This is a genomic window from Erythrobacter sp., from assembly GCF_036351135.1.
Lineage (GTDB): Bacteria > Pseudomonadota > Alphaproteobacteria > Sphingomonadales > Sphingomonadaceae > Erythrobacter.
Genome location: NZ_JAZBON010000025.1, coordinates 249327 through 265865 on the forward strand (window position 1 = coordinate 249327; position 16539 = coordinate 265865).

18 protein-coding genes are annotated in these 16539 nt (G+C 64.3%); 11 read left to right on the forward strand and 7 right to left on the reverse strand.

All coding sequences use genetic code 11. From position 1 onward, the window contains the following. Window positions 1-244 precede the first annotated feature (244 nt). Entirely contained in the window at window positions 245-955 is a 711-nt protein-coding gene (locus V2I30_RS08165) for a MarR family transcriptional regulator (RefSeq protein ID WP_330661620.1), read from the forward strand. Window positions 956-1028: 73 nt separating this feature from the next. Here V2I30_RS08165 and eno read toward each other — a convergent pair whose 3' ends face one another. Next, window positions 1029-2315, reverse strand: coding sequence for a phosphopyruvate hydratase (eno, locus tag V2I30_RS08170; protein WP_330661621.1), 1287 nt, complete (start codon window positions 2313-2315; stop codon window positions 1029-1031). 184 nt (window positions 2316-2499) lie between these two features. On the opposite strand from eno, the gene V2I30_RS08175 reads away from it, so the two are divergent. From V2I30_RS08175 to V2I30_RS08200, 6 genes are all read left to right on the forward strand, one after another. Further along, window positions 2500-3156, forward strand: coding sequence for a hypothetical protein (locus V2I30_RS08175; protein WP_330661622.1), 657 nt, complete (start codon window positions 2500-2502; stop codon window positions 3154-3156). An 81-nt stretch (window positions 3157-3237) separates the two neighbouring features. After that, on the forward strand, window positions 3238-3858 hold the full coding sequence (locus V2I30_RS08180; protein ID WP_330661623.1) for a phage holin family protein: 621 nt from the start codon (window positions 3238-3240) through the stop codon (window positions 3856-3858). Continuing rightward, complete coding sequence (locus tag V2I30_RS08185; protein ID WP_330661624.1) at window positions 3855-4190, forward strand: hypothetical protein; 336 nt, start codon at window positions 3855-3857, stop codon at window positions 4188-4190. Before V2I30_RS08180 ends, V2I30_RS08185 begins: the two co-directional genes overlap by 4 nt. 33 nt (window positions 4191-4223) lie before the next feature. After that, window positions 4224-4889, forward strand: coding sequence for a hypothetical protein (locus V2I30_RS08190; RefSeq protein WP_330661625.1), 666 nt, complete (start codon window positions 4224-4226; stop codon window positions 4887-4889). Window positions 4890-5030: 141 nt separating this feature from the next. Next, window positions 5031-5261 carry a DUF4170 domain-containing protein gene (locus V2I30_RS08195; protein ID WP_330661626.1) on the forward strand — a complete coding sequence of 77 codons (231 nt, stop codon included), beginning with the start codon at window positions 5031-5033 and terminating at the stop codon, window positions 5259-5261. A 20-nt stretch (window positions 5262-5281) separates the two neighbouring features. Next, a complete protein-coding gene (locus V2I30_RS08200) occupies window positions 5282-5770 on the forward strand; it encodes a GNAT family N-acetyltransferase (protein ID WP_330661627.1) in 489 nt (162 codons plus the stop codon). Window positions 5771-5850: 80 nt separating this feature from the next. On the opposite strand, the gene greA is transcribed toward V2I30_RS08200, so the two are convergent. From greA to carA, 6 genes are all read right to left on the reverse strand, one after another. Then, window positions 5851-6327: a transcription elongation factor GreA gene (gene greA, locus V2I30_RS08205; RefSeq protein ID WP_330661628.1), complete on the reverse strand. Its 477-nt coding sequence runs from the start codon at window positions 6325-6327 to the stop codon at window positions 5851-5853. A gap of 126 nt (window positions 6328-6453) precedes the next feature. Continuing rightward, on the reverse strand, window positions 6454-9792 hold the full coding sequence (gene carB / locus V2I30_RS08210; RefSeq protein WP_330661629.1) for a carbamoyl-phosphate synthase large subunit: 3339 nt from the start codon (window positions 9790-9792) through the stop codon (window positions 6454-6456). After that, window positions 9792-10322 (reverse strand): hypothetical protein, encoded by a 531-nt coding sequence (locus V2I30_RS08215; protein WP_330661630.1) that lies wholly within the window; start codon window positions 10320-10322, stop codon window positions 9792-9794. Before V2I30_RS08215 ends, carB begins: the two co-directional genes overlap by 1 nt. Beyond that, window positions 10319-10621, reverse strand: coding sequence for a hypothetical protein (locus tag V2I30_RS08220; RefSeq protein WP_330661631.1), 303 nt, complete (start codon window positions 10619-10621; stop codon window positions 10319-10321). Before V2I30_RS08220 ends, V2I30_RS08215 begins: the two co-directional genes overlap by 4 nt. A gap of 55 nt (window positions 10622-10676) precedes the next feature. Beyond that, entirely contained in the window at window positions 10677-11243 is a 567-nt protein-coding gene (locus V2I30_RS08225; protein ID WP_330661632.1) for a DUF6680 family protein, read from the reverse strand. Then, the gene (gene carA / locus V2I30_RS08230; protein ID WP_330661633.1) at window positions 11240-12418 is read right to left on the reverse strand and encodes a glutamine-hydrolyzing carbamoyl-phosphate synthase small subunit; all 1179 of its coding nucleotides are present in this window, start codon (window positions 12416-12418) and stop codon (window positions 11240-11242) included. Before carA ends, V2I30_RS08225 begins: the two co-directional genes overlap by 4 nt. Window positions 12419-12572: 154 nt before the next feature. Here carA and V2I30_RS08235 point away from each other — a divergent pair, with 154 nt between their 5' ends. The 4 genes from V2I30_RS08235 to V2I30_RS08250 form a co-directional block, all read left to right on the forward strand. After that, window positions 12573-13022, forward strand: a complete 450-nt coding sequence (locus V2I30_RS08235; protein WP_330661634.1) for a GatB/YqeY domain-containing protein — start codon at window positions 12573-12575, stop codon at window positions 13020-13022. Between the two features lie 47 nt (window positions 13023-13069). Beyond that, on the forward strand, window positions 13070-13810 hold the full coding sequence (locus tag V2I30_RS08240) for a hypothetical protein (protein WP_330661635.1): 741 nt from the start codon (window positions 13070-13072) through the stop codon (window positions 13808-13810). A 78-nt stretch (window positions 13811-13888) separates the two neighbouring features. Continuing rightward, the gene (dnaG, locus tag V2I30_RS08245) at window positions 13889-15781 is read left to right on the forward strand and encodes a DNA primase (protein WP_330661650.1); all 1893 of its coding nucleotides are present in this window, start codon (window positions 13889-13891) and stop codon (window positions 15779-15781) included. Between the two features lie 119 nt (window positions 15782-15900). Then, window positions 15901-16539: RNA polymerase sigma factor region1.1 domain-containing protein (locus tag V2I30_RS08250; RefSeq protein WP_330661636.1), on the forward strand; the 639-nt coding region annotated here is incomplete at its 3' end.

Below are 16539 nucleotides of genomic sequence, written 5' to 3' on the forward strand. Positions count from 1 at the left end.
GGGGCAACTTTACGCGCTCTTGCATAATGGCTCCGCGGCTTCTGACCGCTACCCCAAATGCGGGGCACACATGGCGCGGTGTCGATAGGACCGGCCATGTGCTGCCCCCGCCATTAGGGGAGCGAGGCACAATCATGCGAGGAGGGGCGGTCGAGAGCCGATCGGGCACAAGAGCGGCCATAATGTCGGAGTTACTCTCCTACGCCCGGCTTTCGGCCGACGTCCGGCGCCGGGCAACACGGCGATGAAGGAACTGAATGCCCGCCCCTTCCCAAGTGCTGCGCAAGGCGGCGACACGCCGCGAGCCGACGATACACCCGATTCCAGCGTTCCCGATTTGGGTGTTCTGGCCGAACAACTCAGCGCGATCGCGGCGATATTGCGCGAAAATGGCGAACCGTCCGGCCCGGACAGGACCCAGAGCCGAGCCCACATACGCCCCGCCCTCTCGCTCGCCGATCTCGGATTTTCGCTGGGCCACACGGCGCCGCGCACTCCGCCCAGAGAAAGCGGTGGAGGTGCCGCTCACGCGCTCGCTTCGGCGCGCAAGCCATCCGCCGAGCCGGGACACGTGCCGGCCCTTCCCCGCCCCGATCCTGCACAGCCGCGGACGCACCACGTCCAGCTCGCGCGCAATGCCTATGCGAGGCGGCGCAAGCGTTCCGAGATCTTCGGCGAGGCGGAGATTTTCGGCGAACCGGCCTGGGATATCCTGCTCGACCTTTATATTGCCCAAGCCGACGGGACCCCGGTTTCGGTGTCGAGCGCCTGTATCGGCTCGGCCGCACCGCCGACCACCGGGTTGCGTTGGCTCGGCGTGCTGGCCGATCATGGCCTCATCCTGCGCGAACACGATCCGCGCGATCAACGCCGCGTTCTCGTTCGCCTGACGCAAGGCGGCCTCGCCGCGATGGATCGCTATTTCGCGGCTGCGGGCGACTTGGGCCAGTCGTGAAGGCCCCCCCTCACGCCGGCTACACACCGTCCGATTCCTATCGTAAGCCGCGCAGATCAAGTCGCCGCTGCGCTTATACAAGCGCGCCGAAACACCCCCGCCCGGCATAGGCCGCGCTGTCGCCCAGCTCTTCCTCGATCCGGATCAGCTGGTTGTATTTCGCAAGCCTGTCCGAGCGCGCGAGTGAGCCGGTCTTGATCTGCCCGCAATTGGTCGCAACCGCGAGGTCGGCGATAGTCGCATCTTCGGTCTCGCCCGAACGGTGGCTCATAACGCAGGTGTAGCGCGCGCGGTTCGCCATATCGACGGCGGCCAGCGTTTCGGTGAGCGTGCCGATCTGGTTGACCTTGACCAACAGCGAATTGGCCAGCCCCCGGGCGATGCCGTCCTCGAGCCGCGCGGGATTGGTCACGAAGAGATCGTCGCCGACCAGTTGCACCTTACCGCCGATTTCGTCGGTGAGGGCCTTCCAGCCCGCGAAGTCGTCCTCCGCCATGCCGTCCTCGATCGAACGGATCGGGTAGTCGGCGCACAGTTTGGCGAGATAATCTGCCATAGCTGTGCCATCGAGGCTCCGCCCTTCGCCCGAAATCTCGTATTTGCCGTCGCGGTAGAATTCGGTCGCCGCGCAATCGAGCGCGAGCACAATATCCTCACCCGGCGCGAATCCGGCCTGTTCGATCGAAGCCATGATGAAATCGAGCGCGGCGCGGGGGCTGGCGAGGTCGGGCGCGAAGCCGCCCTCGTCGCCGACCGCAGTCGAGAGACCCTTGTTGGCGAGCCCGCTCTTCAGCGTGTGGAACACTTCCGCGCCCCAGCGCACGGCGTCGGCGATGCTTTCGGCGCCCACGGGCATGATCATGAATTCCTGGATGTCGATCGGGTTGTCGGCATGTTCGCCACCATTGATGATGTTCATCATCGGCACCGGCAGGACATGCGCCGAAACCCCGCCGACATAGGCATATAGCGGCAATCCGCGCGCCTGCGCAGCGGCCTTTGCGACCGCCAGGCTGGTCCCGAGGATCGCGTTGGCGCCCAGGCGACCCTTGTTGTCGGTATCGTCCAGGGCGATAAGGGACAGATCGATGTCGCGCTGGTCTTCGGCGTCGAAGCTGTCGACCAGGAGGTTGCGGATTTCGGTGTTGACCGCCTCCAAGGCTCTCAACACCCCCTTACCCTTGTAACGCTCCTTATCTCCGTCGCGCAGCTCAACCGCCTCGTGCGCGCCGGTCGAGGCGCCGGAGGGGACCGCGGCGCGCCCGAAGCTGCCATCTTCGAGCAGGACATCGACCTCGACCGTCGGATTGCCCCGGGAATCGAGGATTTCGCGGGCGTGGATATCGATGATCGCCGTCATGTTTGCGCTCCGGGGGCAAGGTGTAGTATATTCACAGGACACCCGGCACGGCCGGGCCAACGTAATTTCGGCGCACCCCTATTCGCCGGAACCTGAGGGCGCAAGCCGCGTTGCAATTCATGAAACTCCCGCGCGTCCGGCTCTTCGCAGGACTGCGCTTCACCAAAAAGAGCAGAAAGACAACATGGCCGATTCCAAGACAACGAAGACCCCCGCGAAAACTTCCGCCAAGGGCGCGACCGGTAAATCCGGCAGCACCGCCAAGGCTTCCCCGCGCAAGACCGGCGCAAGCGCCAAGTCCGCGACCTCCACGCCTACGGCCGATCCCGTGACCACCGGAACCAGCACCGGCGCAAGCGGTGCCGGCACGGCAGAGGCGAAAAGCCGCTTCAACGCCGCGCTCGAGGAAGCGAAGGCGGGCGCCGCCGCACTGCGCAGCGAAGCCAACACCCGGGCGGATGCCTATCGCGAACAGGCCAAGGGCCGTTCGGAAGAGCTGAAGGCCGAAGCGCGCGCTTATGGCGACAAGGCGAAGGCGAAGAGCGGCGAATTCGCGCACCAGGGTAAGAGCGCCGCCAGCGACGCACTCGCCTCGCTGGGTCGCAGCGTTGCCGAAACCGCCGAACAGATCGACGAGCGCTTCGGCCCGAAATATGGCGACTACGCCCGCTCGGCCTCGCGCAGCTTGACTGAAACCTCGGCCAAGCTCGAGGCGAAGAGCGTCGACGAACTGGGCGAAGACACGCGCGAAGCCATCCGCAAGAGCCCGGCCGCCGCTGTCGGGATCGCCGCCGTCGCCGGATTCCTGATCGCGCGGCTGTTTCGCGGTGGCAGCCGCTGATCGCGCCCGATCCGATACAGGGCGCGCTGAAGATGCAGGCGCTCTTGCGACAGATTTGGCGGTTCGCCGGAGAGTACGTTGATGGTTGACACCCCGCCCCCTGGCCGGCCCCGTTCCGACGAAGGCGAGCCGCGCGACCCCGCGGTGCCTCCTCCGGCGGACGGCCCTGTCGACACGCCGGATCCGCGATTGCATCCAAAGGTTGGCGGAGCACCCCTTCCCGGCGTGCCCGCCCCCGGCGCAGCGATCAGCGGCGATCTCGCGGATGAGGTCGAACCGACGCCGGTCGATCCACCCGGAGCCAAGGCCAGATTGCACGAGCCGCCGGTGACCCCGCCGATCGGCGCCGGCCTGCCGCCCCAGGAAGACGGCCTCATTGAGGAAGTCAGCAACCTGTTCGACGATGGCGTTACCTATGCTCGCGCCGAAGCAGCGTTCCAGAAAACGCGCGCAAAACTCGCCGGCAAGGGCATCGGGGTTGCCGCCGGCGCGCTCGCGGTCGCGCTTATTCTCCTCCATATCGCACTGCTCGCGCTTGCGGTCGGGCTGGTCATCGCGCTTGCACCGCTGGTTACGATTTGGGGCGCGATCGCCATCGTGGTCGGTGCGATCCTGATCGGCGCGGCGCTGCTCGCGATGAAGGCGCGGTCCAAGGTTAATCAGGTCCAGAGCCTGTTTTCGTCCGCAGAGAGACAGCAATGAGCGATCTGCGAAAACAGCTGCGCGAAGACCGCCTGCTGCGCGATGCGGCGAAGCGCAACGTACTCGCCGATGTCGAGAATGTACGCGAGAACCTTTCGGGCCAGCGGATCGCCTCCCGCGTGCTCGGCCGGGTCGGCGACGGCGCGGTCGACGTGTTCGAGCTGGCCAAGGAACAGGCTGACGACAAGCGCGGCATTCTCGCCGCGCTGGTCGGTGCAATCCTGCTGTGGCTGGCGCGTGAGCCGCTGTTCGATTTTCTCGGCCTTTCCGATCCGGAAAGCGAGGACGAGGACGATTACAATTACGAAAGAGCCGAAGCCGGCGAGGGTTAGGCCCCCGGTGACGACCAAATATTGGAGATGACGATGAATGATGCCCCCACCAAAGACAGTATTGCCGACAATGCGAGCGAAGCGACCGCAAGCGACCTGACGCCGCCCGCCGCGACTCCGCAAGAAAAGCGCGATGCACTGCGCCAGAAAATCGAGGCGAGCGAACGCCGCATCGCCGATCGCTCGCTCGCCGACCAAGCGAAAGAGAGTGCCTCGGATGCGGTCGAATACACCAGGCAGCATCCGCTTACCGTGGTGGGCGGCGCGCTCGCGCTGGGGCTGTTGATCGGCCTTGCCACACCGCGCGGTCGCCGCTTCGTTGGCACCGCGGCGACCGGTGCCGCCGCCGCAATCGGCTCCGCCGCCACGCGCACGCGCCGCGCAGCCGAAGACTTCGGCGACGACGCGGTCGACACCGCGCGCGAAGCCGGCACCGAGGCCTCGCGCATTGGGAATCTCGTCTCCGATGCGATCATGGCGTTCGGAATGAAGCTCGTCCACGATGCGTCGAGCGCCGGACGCGCGGGTTCCGACGCGCTCGAGGATCTGGGCGACAGCGCTGGCGCGCGGGCTCGGCGGCTGAAGCGCGAGGCGAGCTACCTTGCGAGTAGCACCGCCGATTCGGGCCGTAATGTCAGTCGCCGCACCCGCCGCAAGGCGACGCGCGCGATGCGCGATCTAAAGGGTAAGCGCAGCTGACGGAGCCGGGAATCTGCTCGGGTTGAAATGCGGGCGCGGGGCGTTAAAGCCCCGCGTTCCATAGAGGTGCGCGGGGGCTCGGTCCGATAGGGCGCGATCCGCTGGATCCGCCGCCTCGTTTCATCCGAAGGGCCATCATCCATGGAAGAGACCACCCCGAGCCAGAAACTCCACCTTGTCATGGGCGGGCGGGTCACCGATCCGCGCGGAGCGACCTTCGCCGACCCGGAAAGCATCCATGTCGTCGGTGTGTACAGCTCCTACGACGCGGCCGTTGATGCCTGGCGCTCGCAGGCGCAGCGCACGGTCGACGATGCCGAGATGAAATATGTCGTGGTTCACATCCACAAGCTGTTGACCCCGGACGAGTAAGCCGGCTCGACCATCGTCCGATGGAATACCGGATCAGGCGATATCGCGATCCCGATGCGGAACAACTGTCGCAGATATCGCTTGCCGCCATACGCGCCATCGGGTCGCGCGCCTACTCGCCCGAGCAGATCGGCGCGTGGGCCGGCCGCCATGGTGGGCCTGAGATATACCGGGACAGGGTGCGCCAGGGGCACGTGATCTTCGTCGCGGTCGATGAGCGTGATCGATCGGTGGCCTATGCACTGATCGAGCCCGACGGCCATCTCGATCGTCTCTACAACCATCCTGATCATTCGCGCCGAGGTTTGGCGGCCCGGCTGCTAGCCGAGGCGGAGAACCATGCGCTCGAAGCCGGAGTAAAGAGATTGTACACCGAGGCCAGCGAACTCGCTCGGCCCGCTTTCGAGCGTGCGGGATACCAAGTGCTGCACCGGCGCGATTTCGCAATCGAGCACGACGGTCACGCCGTGCCGATCCACAATTATGCAATGGAGAAGCGGCTGTTCTGAGTCCCTGCGAAGGCAGGGACTTCCCCGCAGCAGAAGCGAGCCCGAGTGAGGTCCCTGCCTTCGCAGGGACCCGCTGAGGTTCAAATGAACTCGATCTTGTCGACGAGGTAGAACTTGTCGCCCGAGGGCACCGTCACCTCGATCTCGTCGCCGACCTGCTTGCCGATCATAGCGCGGGCGAGCGGCGAGGAATAGGAGATACGGCCCTTTGCGGCGTCCGCCTCGGTCTGGCCGACGATCTGGTATTTCACCGGCTTGTCGTCCTCGTCGAGCAGCGTCACGGTCGCCCCGAAGATGATACGCTCGCCCGAAAGCGTCTTGGGATCGATGATCTGCGCCCGGCTGATCTTGTCTTCGAGATCGCCGATCTGCGCCTCGACCTGGCCCTGACGCTCCTTGGCGGCGTGATATTCGGCGTTTTCGGAAAGATCGCCATGCGCGCGCGCTTCCTCGATCGCGTCGACGATCTTCGGGCGTTCCTCACGCAGCATCTTGAGGTCGGCGGTCAGACGCTCATACCCCTCGCTGAGCATCGGAACCTTTTCCATCGTAGCCATGTGCCTTGTCTCTTTCCTGTCTGCGCCCGCCCCGGCATGGGAGGTTTCACGGCGAAACTTCGACCGTGGCCGCTTCTTCCAAGCGACCGGATTGCGGGCGAAATGTCGGGAGGACGGCGTAAATGCTCAGCTATAATAGCTTTGTAGCGAGCGGACTTCAAGTTGCGAGGGCGTGATCGCCGCAATTGCCGCCGCGGCAGCGCGCGATGCGGCGGCGGTGGTGTAATAGGGCACCTTCTTCTCGAGCGCCGCCTGCCGGATCGATTTGCTGTCGAGCAGCGACTGCCAGCCTTCGGTGGTGTTGAAGATCAGCGCGATCTCGCCGTCGATGATGCGGTCGACGATATGGGGTTGGCCTTCGGCGACCTTGTTGACGCGTTCGACGTCCAGTCCCTCGCCGCTGAGAAATGCCTGCGTCCCGCTGGTCGCAACGATGTGGAAGCCCACGTCCAGCAGCGCCTTCACCGCCGGGACGATGCCCGCCTTGTCGCCATCCTTGACCGAGACGAACACCGTCCCCTTGCGCGGGAGCACCATGCCCGCGCCCAGCTGCGCCTTGAAAAAGGCGGCCTCGAAACTCGCATCTATCCCCATGACTTCGCCGGTCGATTTCATTTCGGGGGAAAGCACCGGGTCCGCGCCCGGGAAGCGCGCGAAGGGGAAGACCGCTTCCTTGACTGCGATGTGATCGAGCTCCCGGCGGAAAGGCTCGAACCCGGCGAGCGCCTCTCCCGCCATGACCCGCGCGGCGATCTTGGCGACCGGTTGGCCGATTGCCTTGGCGACGAAGGGCACGGTGCGACTGGCGCGCGGATTGACCTCGATGAGATAGACCTGCTCCACACCGTTCTCGTCCGGCTTGACCGCGAATTGCACATTCATCAGTCCGCGCACGCCGAGCGCGAAGGCGAGCGCTTCGGCCTGGCGTTCCATCTCGTCGATCACCTCCTGCCCCAGCGAATAGGCCGGCAAGGTGCAGGCGCTGTCGCCCGAATGGACGCCCGCTTCCTCGATATGCTGCATGACGCCCGCGACGCGGACCTCGGTGCCGTCGCACAGCGCGTCGACATCGCATTCGATCGCATCGCGCAGATATTGGTCGACCAGCACCGGGCTGTCGGGCGAGACATTGACTGCGCTCTTTATGTAGTCGTCGAGCTGGGCTTCGGAATCGACGATCTCCATCGCCCGGCCGCCGAGCACGAAGGACGGGCGCAGCAGCACCGGATAGCCGATGCGTGCCGCGACCGCCGCGGCCTCATCGCGGGTGTAGGCGATACCGTTGTCAGGCTGTTTGAGCTTCAGCTTGTTGACGAGCTTGGCGAAGCGCTCGCGGTCCTCGGCATGATCGATCGCATCGGGACTGGTGCCGAGGATGGGAATGCCCGCATCCTCCAGCGCCTGCGCCAGCCCTAACGGCGTCTGCCCGCCGAACTGGACGATAACGCCGACCAGCTCGCCCGCCTGTTGCTCCACGCGCAGGATTTCCAGCACGTCTTCGGCAGTCAGAGGCTCGAAATAGAGCCGGTCCGACGTGTCGTAATCGGTGGAAACGGTCTCCGGGTTGCAATTGACCATGATGGTCTCGAACCCCTGCTCCGCCAGCGCGAAACAGGCGTGTACGCAGCAATAATCGAACTCGATCCCCTGCCCGATCCGGTTGGGTCCGCCGCCCAGGATCACGATTTTGCGCCGGTCGGACGGCAACGCCTCGTCCTCCGGCTCGCCGAAGCTGGGCGCCTCGTAGGTTGAATACATATAGGGCGTGATCGCCTCGAATTCGGCGGCGCAGCTGTCGATGCGCTTGAACACCGGATTGACGCCGAGCTTGCGGCGCAGGTCGCGCACTTCGCCCTCGCTGGTCGCGCCGGCCATCGCCTGAAGCGCATTGTGGAGCAACCCAGAGCGCTTGGCCTGCGTCTCGCCCATGCCGCCCGCGACCCCGACCGAGCGCACGGCCAATGTCGCCAGCCTCCGATCGGAAAAGCCCATCGCCTTCAGCCGCCGCATCGCCGCCGCATCGCGCGGCAGACCATCCGCCTGCACTTCGCGCTCGGCGGCGATGATGGCCTCGATCTGGCGCAAGAACCACGGATCGTAGCCGGTCACTGCCTGGATGTCCTCGACGCTCAGACCTTCGCGAAAGGCCTGCGCGACCTTCAGCAGCCGGTCGGGCGTGCGGCGCGAGATCGCGGCGGTGATGACATCGCGTGCTACGCCTTCGAGGTCTGGCGCGCGGTTAAACCCGTCGAGCCCGGTTTCCAGACCTCGCAACGCCTTCTGCATGCTCTCGGCGAAGTTGCGTCCGATCGCCATCACCTCGCCCACCGACTTCATCGCGGTGGCGAGGTTGGGCTCGGTGCCCTTGAATTTCTCGAAGGCGAAGCGCGGGATCTTGGTGACGACGTAGTCGATCGTCGGCTCGAAGCTTGCAGGCGTCGCGCCGGTGATCTCGTTGGTGATCTCGTCGAGCGTGTAACCCACCGCCAGTTTCGCCGCGACGCGCGCGATGGGGAAGCCGGTCGCCTTGGAAGCCAGCGCCGAGCTGCGCGAGACGCGCGGGTTCATCTCGATCACGATCAGGCGGCCGTCCTTCGGATTCACCGCGAATTGTACGTTCGACCCGCCGGTTTCCACCCCGATCTCGCGTAGCACCGCGATGCTGGCCGAGCGCATGATCTGGTATTCCTTGTCCGTCAGCGTCAGCGCCGGGGCGACCGTGATGGAGTCCCCCGTATGCACGCCCATCGGATCGACATTCTCGATCGAGCAGATGATGATCGCATTGTCCGCCTTGTCGCGCACGACCTCCATCTCGTATTCTTTCCAACCGAGGAGCGACTCCTCGATCAGCACCTCGGTGGTCGGAGAGGCATCGAGCCCCTCGCGCACAATGCGGTCGAATTCCTGCTTATTGTAGGCGATGCCGCCGCCGGTGCCGCCCAACGTGAAGGACGGGCGGATGATGGCGGGCAGACCGGTGCGCTCGAGCACGTCGCGGGCCTCGTCCAGCGTGTTGGCGATGCCGCTGCGCGCGCTTTCGAGGCCGATCTTGTCCATCGCCTCACGGAAACGCTGGCGGTTCTCCGCCTTGTCGATGGCGTCGGCCTTTGCGCCGATCATCTCGACCCCGTGCTCGGCCAGCACACCCATCTCGTCGAGCTTCAGCGCGCAATTGAGCGCGGTCTGCCCGCCCATCGTGGGAAGCAGCGCGTCGGGCTTTTCCTTTGCGATGATCTTGGCGACGATTTCGGGCGTGATCGGCTCGACATAGGTCGCGTCCGCCATGTCCGGATCGGTCATGATGGTCGCCGGGTTCGAATTGACCAGGATGACGCGGTAGCCATCCTCCCTCAGCGCCTTGATCGCCTGCGTCCCTGAATAGTCGAACTCGCAGGCCTGCCCGATGATGATCGGCCCTGCGCCGATGACAAGGATCGAGGAAATGTCGGTGCGTTTGGGCATTACTCGGTCTCGGTCTCGGTCTCGGCGCTATCGGTGCTGGATTCGGTGAGCGGCTGGAAGGTGAAGCTGATGAGGCGCATGCCCGGCATTTGGCGTTTGCAGCCCACGGCAAATACGTCTTTCAGCGCGATCGGTTCGCCGCGCACGCGGTAGAGCGCCGGATCCCTGCCGAGCATGAATGCGCCCTTCTCGTCGACCGGCGTCTCCATGAAATCGTGAATGATGTAACCGGGCGCATCGACGCCCGAGAACTGGACCGATCCGCCCCCCTCCTCGCTCTCTGCAACGGTGATCGAGTTGAGGTCCTCGAAGCTCGCCTTGGTCACGTCGAAGGTGTAAGTCGGCTGGCGCTGTTCGTCGCTCTCAAGCAGCTCGACCACACCTTCGTGATAGCCGGCGCGGACCCGTTCCATGCAGGCATCGAGACTTTCCTCTCCCTCGCGCCAGTCCTCCTCCTCGAACCAAGCGGCGATGTCGTCGCAGCCAGTCAGGAGGAGCGATGCTGCGAATACGAAAAGGATGCGGTTCATGCCTTCTCTCCTGCGCGAGGTGCGGAAGCGTTGTCGGCTGTTGGATGGCGCCGCAAATAGCGAGGCATGTCGTAGCCCAAAGCGGCGTCGCTGAAGCCATTATCGTTGGCGATAAAGCGGCAATCTATACGTCCTGCTACAGGGCGGTCGGTGTCTTCCTTGAAAAGGATCGGTCGCCAGCAGGCAAAGACTGGAAGGCCGCTTTCGCCACGTTCGAGCGTAATCCCGGTATCGCCCAGAAACGTGACACCCTTGACGATTTCCGCACCGGGGTACTCAGCGAGAGGCGGCGGGGTCATCGCGGGGGTTTGGGCGGCGAGTGGTGCAGCGAGTAAGGCAACGACTTGCGAGAGGTTAGCCTGTGTCATCAGACACCTCTTCCCTCGCGCCCTGCAATCCAAGGTAGTTCAACTCTTTCTCATTAAGAGGTCGACCCTCTGCCTGGCGTGCCTGGATAAACAAGAGGTTGGCGATGTCCCTCCAAGCCTTGTGCCCATCAATGAAAGCGTGGTCTCTTTCGACGAAACCGGTGGCTGTATAACCCTCGGTTTGGAGGTCAGTTTCTCTGATGCCAAACCCTAAAGAATGAGCAATCTCATAAATTAGCCGTGTCTGCTTGATTGCCCTTTTCTCCGCGATCGGCTTTTCGTCATTATCATCGCCCTGAGCATAAGCTGCAGCAATGAACTCTTTGTGGGCCGCTATGACATTTGGCTCATCCGAGAACTCCAACGGTATCATGTTGATTGCATGCGAGTAATTCGCATCTGCCGGGAGATGTCGATACGCTAGAAGATGGCGCAGCAATGCTAGCTTCTGATCCCTCTTCTGCTTACGTTCCTGATGCCAAAGCGTAATTATAACGGCTGCGACTGGCCCCAGTAATATCGCGCAGACCATAATCCAGTTTTCGGTAGTCACCCCAACCCCCCGACGAATTTCTCGAACAGGTAGAAGCTATCCTGCGGCCCCGGTGATGCCTCCGGGTGATATTGCACGCCGAACGCCTGTTTGCCTGTCACCGCGATGCCGCAATTCGAGCCGTCGAACAGGCTAACATGCGTCTGCTCGACGCCGTCGGGCAGGCTGTCGCTATCGACCGCAAAGCCATGGTTCATGCTGGTAATCTCGACCAGACCGGCGCTTTCGCCCCAGCCATTGCCGACGCGCTGCACCGGGTGGTTCGCGCCGCGGTGGCCCTGGTGCATCTTGCTGGTCTTCGCGCCCACGGCCAGCCCGAGCATTTGGTGACCTAGGCAAATTCCGAAGAGCGGCACGTTCGCATCCAGCAGCGCCTTAATCACCGGCACCGCATACTTGCCCGTCGCCGCGGGATCGCCGGGGCCGTTGGAGAGGAACACCCCGGCGGGCTTCAGCGCCATGATTTCGTCGAAGGAGCTGCGTCCTGGCACAACCGTCACCTTCGCGCCGGCGCGCACGAGGCTGCGGAAGATGTTGTCCTTGGCGCCGAAATCCATCGCGACGACATGCGGGCGTTCGCGGTTGCTTTCGCCATAGCCGAAGCCCAGTTGCCAGTGACCGCCGCGCCAATCTTCGGTCGCTGTCCGAGAGACATTGGGCACGAGGTCCAGACCCTCCAGCCCGGGCCAACCACGCGCTCTCTCGATCATGGCCGCGACATCGAACTCGCCGCCCGGATAATGCGCGATCACGGCACTCGGTGCACCGTTCACGCGGATACGCCGGGTCAGCGCGCGGGTGTCGATGCCCGACAGGCCGATCTTGTTATGCGCCGCCATCCACGCGAAAAACTCGTCGCGCGCGCGGAAATTGGAATGGGGGGTGACTTCTTCACGCACAATGCATCCGACCGCGCCCAGACCACGGCTCTCCACATCCTCCTCGTTCGCGCCGACATTGCCGATATGGGGGAAGGTGAAGGTGACGATCTGGCTGTCGTAGGAAGGATCGGTCATCACCTCCTGATAACCGGTCATCGCGGTGTTGAAGCAGACCTCGCCCAGCGCCTCCCCGCTCGCACCGAAGCCGCGGCCCCAGACGACCGTCCCGTCGCCCAGAACAAGACACCCCGTCGCGCCCTTAGGCTGCGCAGGGGGAGAGGCGGAAAGGGCCATGGGGCGCTCCGTTCGGCAGGGGTTTTCCGGCAATGCGTGCTAAGTCTCAGCGGCTAGACCTGCGCCCGCGATGCGTCAACCTATCGCGTGGCCGCGCTATCGGCTAGAGCGCGCGCCTGCCTCATTTGATCCACAGGAAAGACGACAGACCGCCATGATCCGTGACAACATCAAGGCCGAAACCATCACCGCGATGAAGGCCAAGGACAAGGACCGCACTGCGACGCTCCGCCAGATCGCGGCCAAGATCAAGGACCGCGACATCGAACAGCGCACCGCGTCCAAACAGGTGCCCGACGACGAATTGGTGACCGGCGTGCTGCAAAAAATGGCGAAGCAGCGACGCGAATCGATAACCATGTATGTTGAGGGTAATCGTGAGGAACTGGCCGAGGCCGAACGCGCCGAACTCGCGGTAATCGAGGAGTTTCTCCCGCAGATGATGAGCGAGGAGGAAACCAAGGCCGCGATCGCCGAGATCAAGGCAAGCATTGGGGCCGATAGCGTTAAGGATATGGGACGCATCATGGCGGAACTAAAGGCGCGGCACGGCGCTGAAATGGACATGAGCCGGGCGAGTGCCCTGGTGAAAGAGAGTTTCTGAAGACTTGTGAAGCGAAGGCTTCGACGAACAGTTTCCAGGAGGGAAACATGATCCGCCCCTATCCAACCCTTGCCTGTCTCGCGGCGAGCGCACTGACGCTTGCCGCCTGCGATGCCGAAGAAGAAAGCGCCGAGCTCGAAGTGGCGACGACCGATGGCGAAGCTGCCGCGCTCGCCAACGCGGTCGATCCTGCCGATTTCGCCGAACTGGAGCTGGGCGCGAAAATCGTCGGGCCGCAGGGACCGGAGGTGAAGACCAGCCTGTCGAACGAGGCGGGCATCCTTGCCGACATCACCTCCTATGTCGCTTGCCCCGCCGGGATCGACCCGTGCGACCCGGCGAGCGCGCCGGAGGGCACCGTCTATACCTATGTCCATATCGTCTATCCGGGCGAAGACATGGATCCCTCGACCGGCGCCGGCGATGGCCCCGACGATGCCGATATCGAGATGGCGACCGGTTTCCGCATGATCGCCCCGGCGCTGGGCTTCAACGGGGTCGCCGGCTTTTCCAATGCGGAGGCGATCGCCGCGGCGGGCGACGGCGTCGAGGTCGTCGTCACCTGCGATGATGCGGGCGCGCTGATCTGGACGGTCAATGCGGGCGATGGCGGCAATCAGTGGGAGGACGCCGAACCGCTGACCTTCTTCTGGCAGTCCACCCTGCCCCCCGCCGGCCCCGCCGCGCATTACGAGATCCGCACGCTCGAGGCGAGCGGCGCGGGCGAAGGCCCCTATCCCGGACCGGACGCGGATGCGAGCAACGCCTGCATGGGGGTCCGCGCATAGCGCCCTCCACAGGACGCTCCACAAGCCGCCGCCACCAAAATCTTGCATGATCGACCGGGCGCGCGCACTTTGCTCGCCATGGCGATCACCCCGCAATGGAAGGACGAGCTGCGCGCGCGGATCACGCTGTCGAGCGTCGTCATGCGCACCGACAAGCTCACCCGCGCGGGCCGCGAATGGAAGGCGTGCTGCCCGTTCCACGACGAGAAGACGCCGAGCTTCTATGTTAACGACCAGAAGGGCTTCTACCACTGCTTCGGCTGCGGCGCGCATGGCGATGTTATCAGCTGGATGGTCGAGCAGCGCGGGCTCTCCTTTATCGATGCATGCAAGGAGTTGGCGAGCGAGGCCGGGATGGAGATGCCCGCACCCGACCCGGTCGCGGCCAAACGCGCAGAGAAGCGCGCCGAACTGGTCGACGTCACCAGCGCGGCGCAGGAATGGTTCGTCGACAATCTGCGCAGCGCCGATGGGCGCGAGGCACTGGAATATTTGAAGCGGCGTAGCCTCACGCCCGAGACGCTCGAAGAATTCGGCTTCGGCTATGCGCCCGAAAGCAAGCAGGCCTTGAACAAAGCGCTTTCGCGGTTCGAGGATCGCATGCTGGTCGAGACGGGTATGCGGATCGAGACGGAGGACCCCGGATCGAGGTCCGGGGCAGGCGGCACCACATACGACCGCTTCCGAGGCCGGATCATGCTGCCGATCCATGACGCTCGCGGACGGGTCATCGCCTTCGGTGGACGCATTCTCGAAAACCGCGAGGGCGTTGCCAAATATCTGAACTCTCCCGACACGCCGCTCTTCGACAAAGGACGCACGCTTTACAACCTCCACCGTGCCGCTCCTGCCTCACGCCAGACGGGCCGTGTCGTAGTGGTCGAAGGCTACATGGACGTGGTTGCGCTGGCGCAGGCCGGCATCGGCGATGCTGTGGCGCCGCTCGGCACCGCGCTGACCGAGATGCAGCTCGAGGCGCTGTGGCGCATGGTCGAGGTGCCGGTGTTATGCTTCGACGGCGACCAGGCGGGTCAGCGTGCGGCGATGCGAGCGATCACCCGCGCGCTTCCGTTGCTCGCCCCGATGCGCTCGCTTGCCATCGTGCGCCTGCCCGCCGGGCTGGATCCCGACGACCTCATTCGCGAGCGCGGCGCCGAGGCTATGGCTGAACTGCTTGCCTCGCCCAAGAGCCTGCTCGATACGCTGTGGGAATATGAACGCGACGCGCAGGCGCTGGAAAATCCGGAAGCCAAGGCGGGGCTGAAGGCGCGGCTGATGGCGCATGTCGATACGATCGCCGATCGCGACATCCAGGCGCTCTACCGCCGCGAATTGCTCGATCGGTTCTCGGCCTTCGCCTTCCCGCCCCGCCCTGCCCGCACCGGCTCACCCGGCCACCGCGGCGGCGGCACCTGGCCGCGCTCGCCGTCACGCCAGGCGGGCCTTTCCGCCGCCGCCCTCGCGACGCTTCAGCGCGCGATTTCCGGCGGTCAACGCGCCTCGCTGCTCGGCGCGGTCGTCGCCGGTCTGACGCGCCATCCCGATCAGATCGCGGTTCACCTCGAACATCTCACCCGCCTCGCGAGGCTCGACCCGAAAGCCGCACCCGCAATCGAATCGTTGATAGAGCTGTCGGAAACGCTTGATTCGCGGCAAATGCCCGCCATATCCTTGGAACGCGGCACTCCTGCCCCACCGGAAGACCAGTCTTTCGCCTTCCTCAAGGAAGGCACACCCCCCGGTGACGCGCGCGAGGAACTTGCCGAAGCTGTGTCATTGCTGGCTCAAAAGCCGGCGCTCGAAGCCGCGATGTCTGCGACCGTCGCGCGTTTCGATGAGGACCCCGAAGGGGCGCTCGCCGAACAGGACCGGTTGCGCAGGCAACTGTCCGCGGTCGAGGAGCGTCTGAAGGCTTTCGGGCGCCGCAAGGCCGGGCTCCCGGCGGCACGCGAAGACGTCGCGCAGGATTAGGTCCGTCACTCTTATCGTGGGTGCGGACGAACGGGTTAACAGGGGTGAATGGTCGGGACGGCGCCGCGTGAAGGCAGCCACAAGCCGGTCGCCCCGCGGGAACGGATTGACGAGATTACATGGCTTCGACTGCTAAAGCTGCCGACAAGGACGATGCGCCGCTGATCGATCTCAACGAAGCTTCGATCAAGAAGCTTATGACCAAGGCGAAGAAGAAGGGCTACATCACCTATGATGAGCTCAACGCGGCCCTGCCTTCGGGCGAGATGAGCCCCGACCAGATCGAGGATATCCAGACCGCGCTTTCCGAAATGGGCGTGCAGATCGTCGAGAACGACGAGGAGGCCGAGGCCGAGGCTGAGCAGGAAGCCGAAGTCGAGGAAATGCAGGTCGGCGATGACGGCAAGAAGAAGGAAGCCGTCAAGACCGCCGCCAAACCCGCCGCGAAAAAGACCGGCACGGGCGAGCGCACCGACGACCCGGTGCGCATGTATCTGCGCGAAATGGGCGCGGTCGAATTGCTCAGCCGCGAGGGCGAAATCGCGATCGCCAAGCGCATCGAGGCCGGCCGCGACATGATGATCATGGGGCTGTGCGAAAGCCCGATCACCTTCCACGCCATCATCCAGTGGTCCGAAGCCTTGAATTCCGAAGACATGCAGCTGCGCGAGATCCTCGATCTCGACGCGATGCTGTCGAAGGAGCCTCCGCCCGACAAGATGGAGGAGGAAAACGAGGAAGACGACGGCGAGATTTCC

Coding starts and splice junctions, on each gene's coding strand:
- V2I30_RS08220 (WP_330661631.1), bottom strand. CDS start 10,621: ATGACCCCGCCGCCTCTCGCTGAGTACCCCGGTGCGGAAATCGTCAAG.
- carA (WP_330661633.1), bottom strand. CDS start 12,418: ATGGCCCTTTCCGCCTCTCCCCCTGCGCAGCCTAAGGGCGCGACGGGG.
- V2I30_RS08200 (WP_330661627.1), top strand. CDS start 5,282: ATGGAATACCGGATCAGGCGATATCGCGATCCCGATGCGGAACAACTG.
- greA (WP_330661628.1), bottom strand. CDS start 6,327: ATGGCTACGATGGAAAAGGTTCCGATGCTCAGCGAGGGGTATGAGCGT.
- V2I30_RS08240 (WP_330661635.1), top strand. CDS start 13,070: ATGATCCGCCCCTATCCAACCCTTGCCTGTCTCGCGGCGAGCGCACTG.
- dnaG (WP_330661650.1), top strand. CDS start 13,889: ATGGCGATCACCCCGCAATGGAAGGACGAGCTGCGCGCGCGGATCACG.
- V2I30_RS08175 (WP_330661622.1), top strand. CDS start 2,500: ATGGCCGATTCCAAGACAACGAAGACCCCCGCGAAAACTTCCGCCAAG.
- V2I30_RS08180 (WP_330661623.1), top strand. CDS start 3,238: ATGGTTGACACCCCGCCCCCTGGCCGGCCCCGTTCCGACGAAGGCGAG.
- V2I30_RS08195 (WP_330661626.1), top strand. CDS start 5,031: ATGGAAGAGACCACCCCGAGCCAGAAACTCCACCTTGTCATGGGCGGG.
- V2I30_RS08185 (WP_330661624.1), top strand. CDS start 3,855: ATGAGCGATCTGCGAAAACAGCTGCGCGAAGACCGCCTGCTGCGCGAT.
- V2I30_RS08235 (WP_330661634.1), top strand. CDS start 12,573: ATGATCCGTGACAACATCAAGGCCGAAACCATCACCGCGATGAAGGCC.
- carB (WP_330661629.1), bottom strand. CDS start 9,792: ATGCCCAAACGCACCGACATTTCCTCGATCCTTGTCATCGGCGCAGGG.
- V2I30_RS08190 (WP_330661625.1), top strand. CDS start 4,224: ATGAATGATGCCCCCACCAAAGACAGTATTGCCGACAATGCGAGCGAA.
- V2I30_RS08215 (WP_330661630.1), bottom strand. CDS start 10,322: ATGAACCGCATCCTTTTCGTATTCGCAGCATCGCTCCTCCTGACTGGC.
- V2I30_RS08165 (WP_330661620.1), top strand. CDS start 245: ATGAAGGAACTGAATGCCCGCCCCTTCCCAAGTGCTGCGCAAGGCGGC.
- eno (WP_330661621.1), bottom strand. CDS start 2,315: ATGACGGCGATCATCGATATCCACGCCCGCGAAATCCTCGATTCCCGG.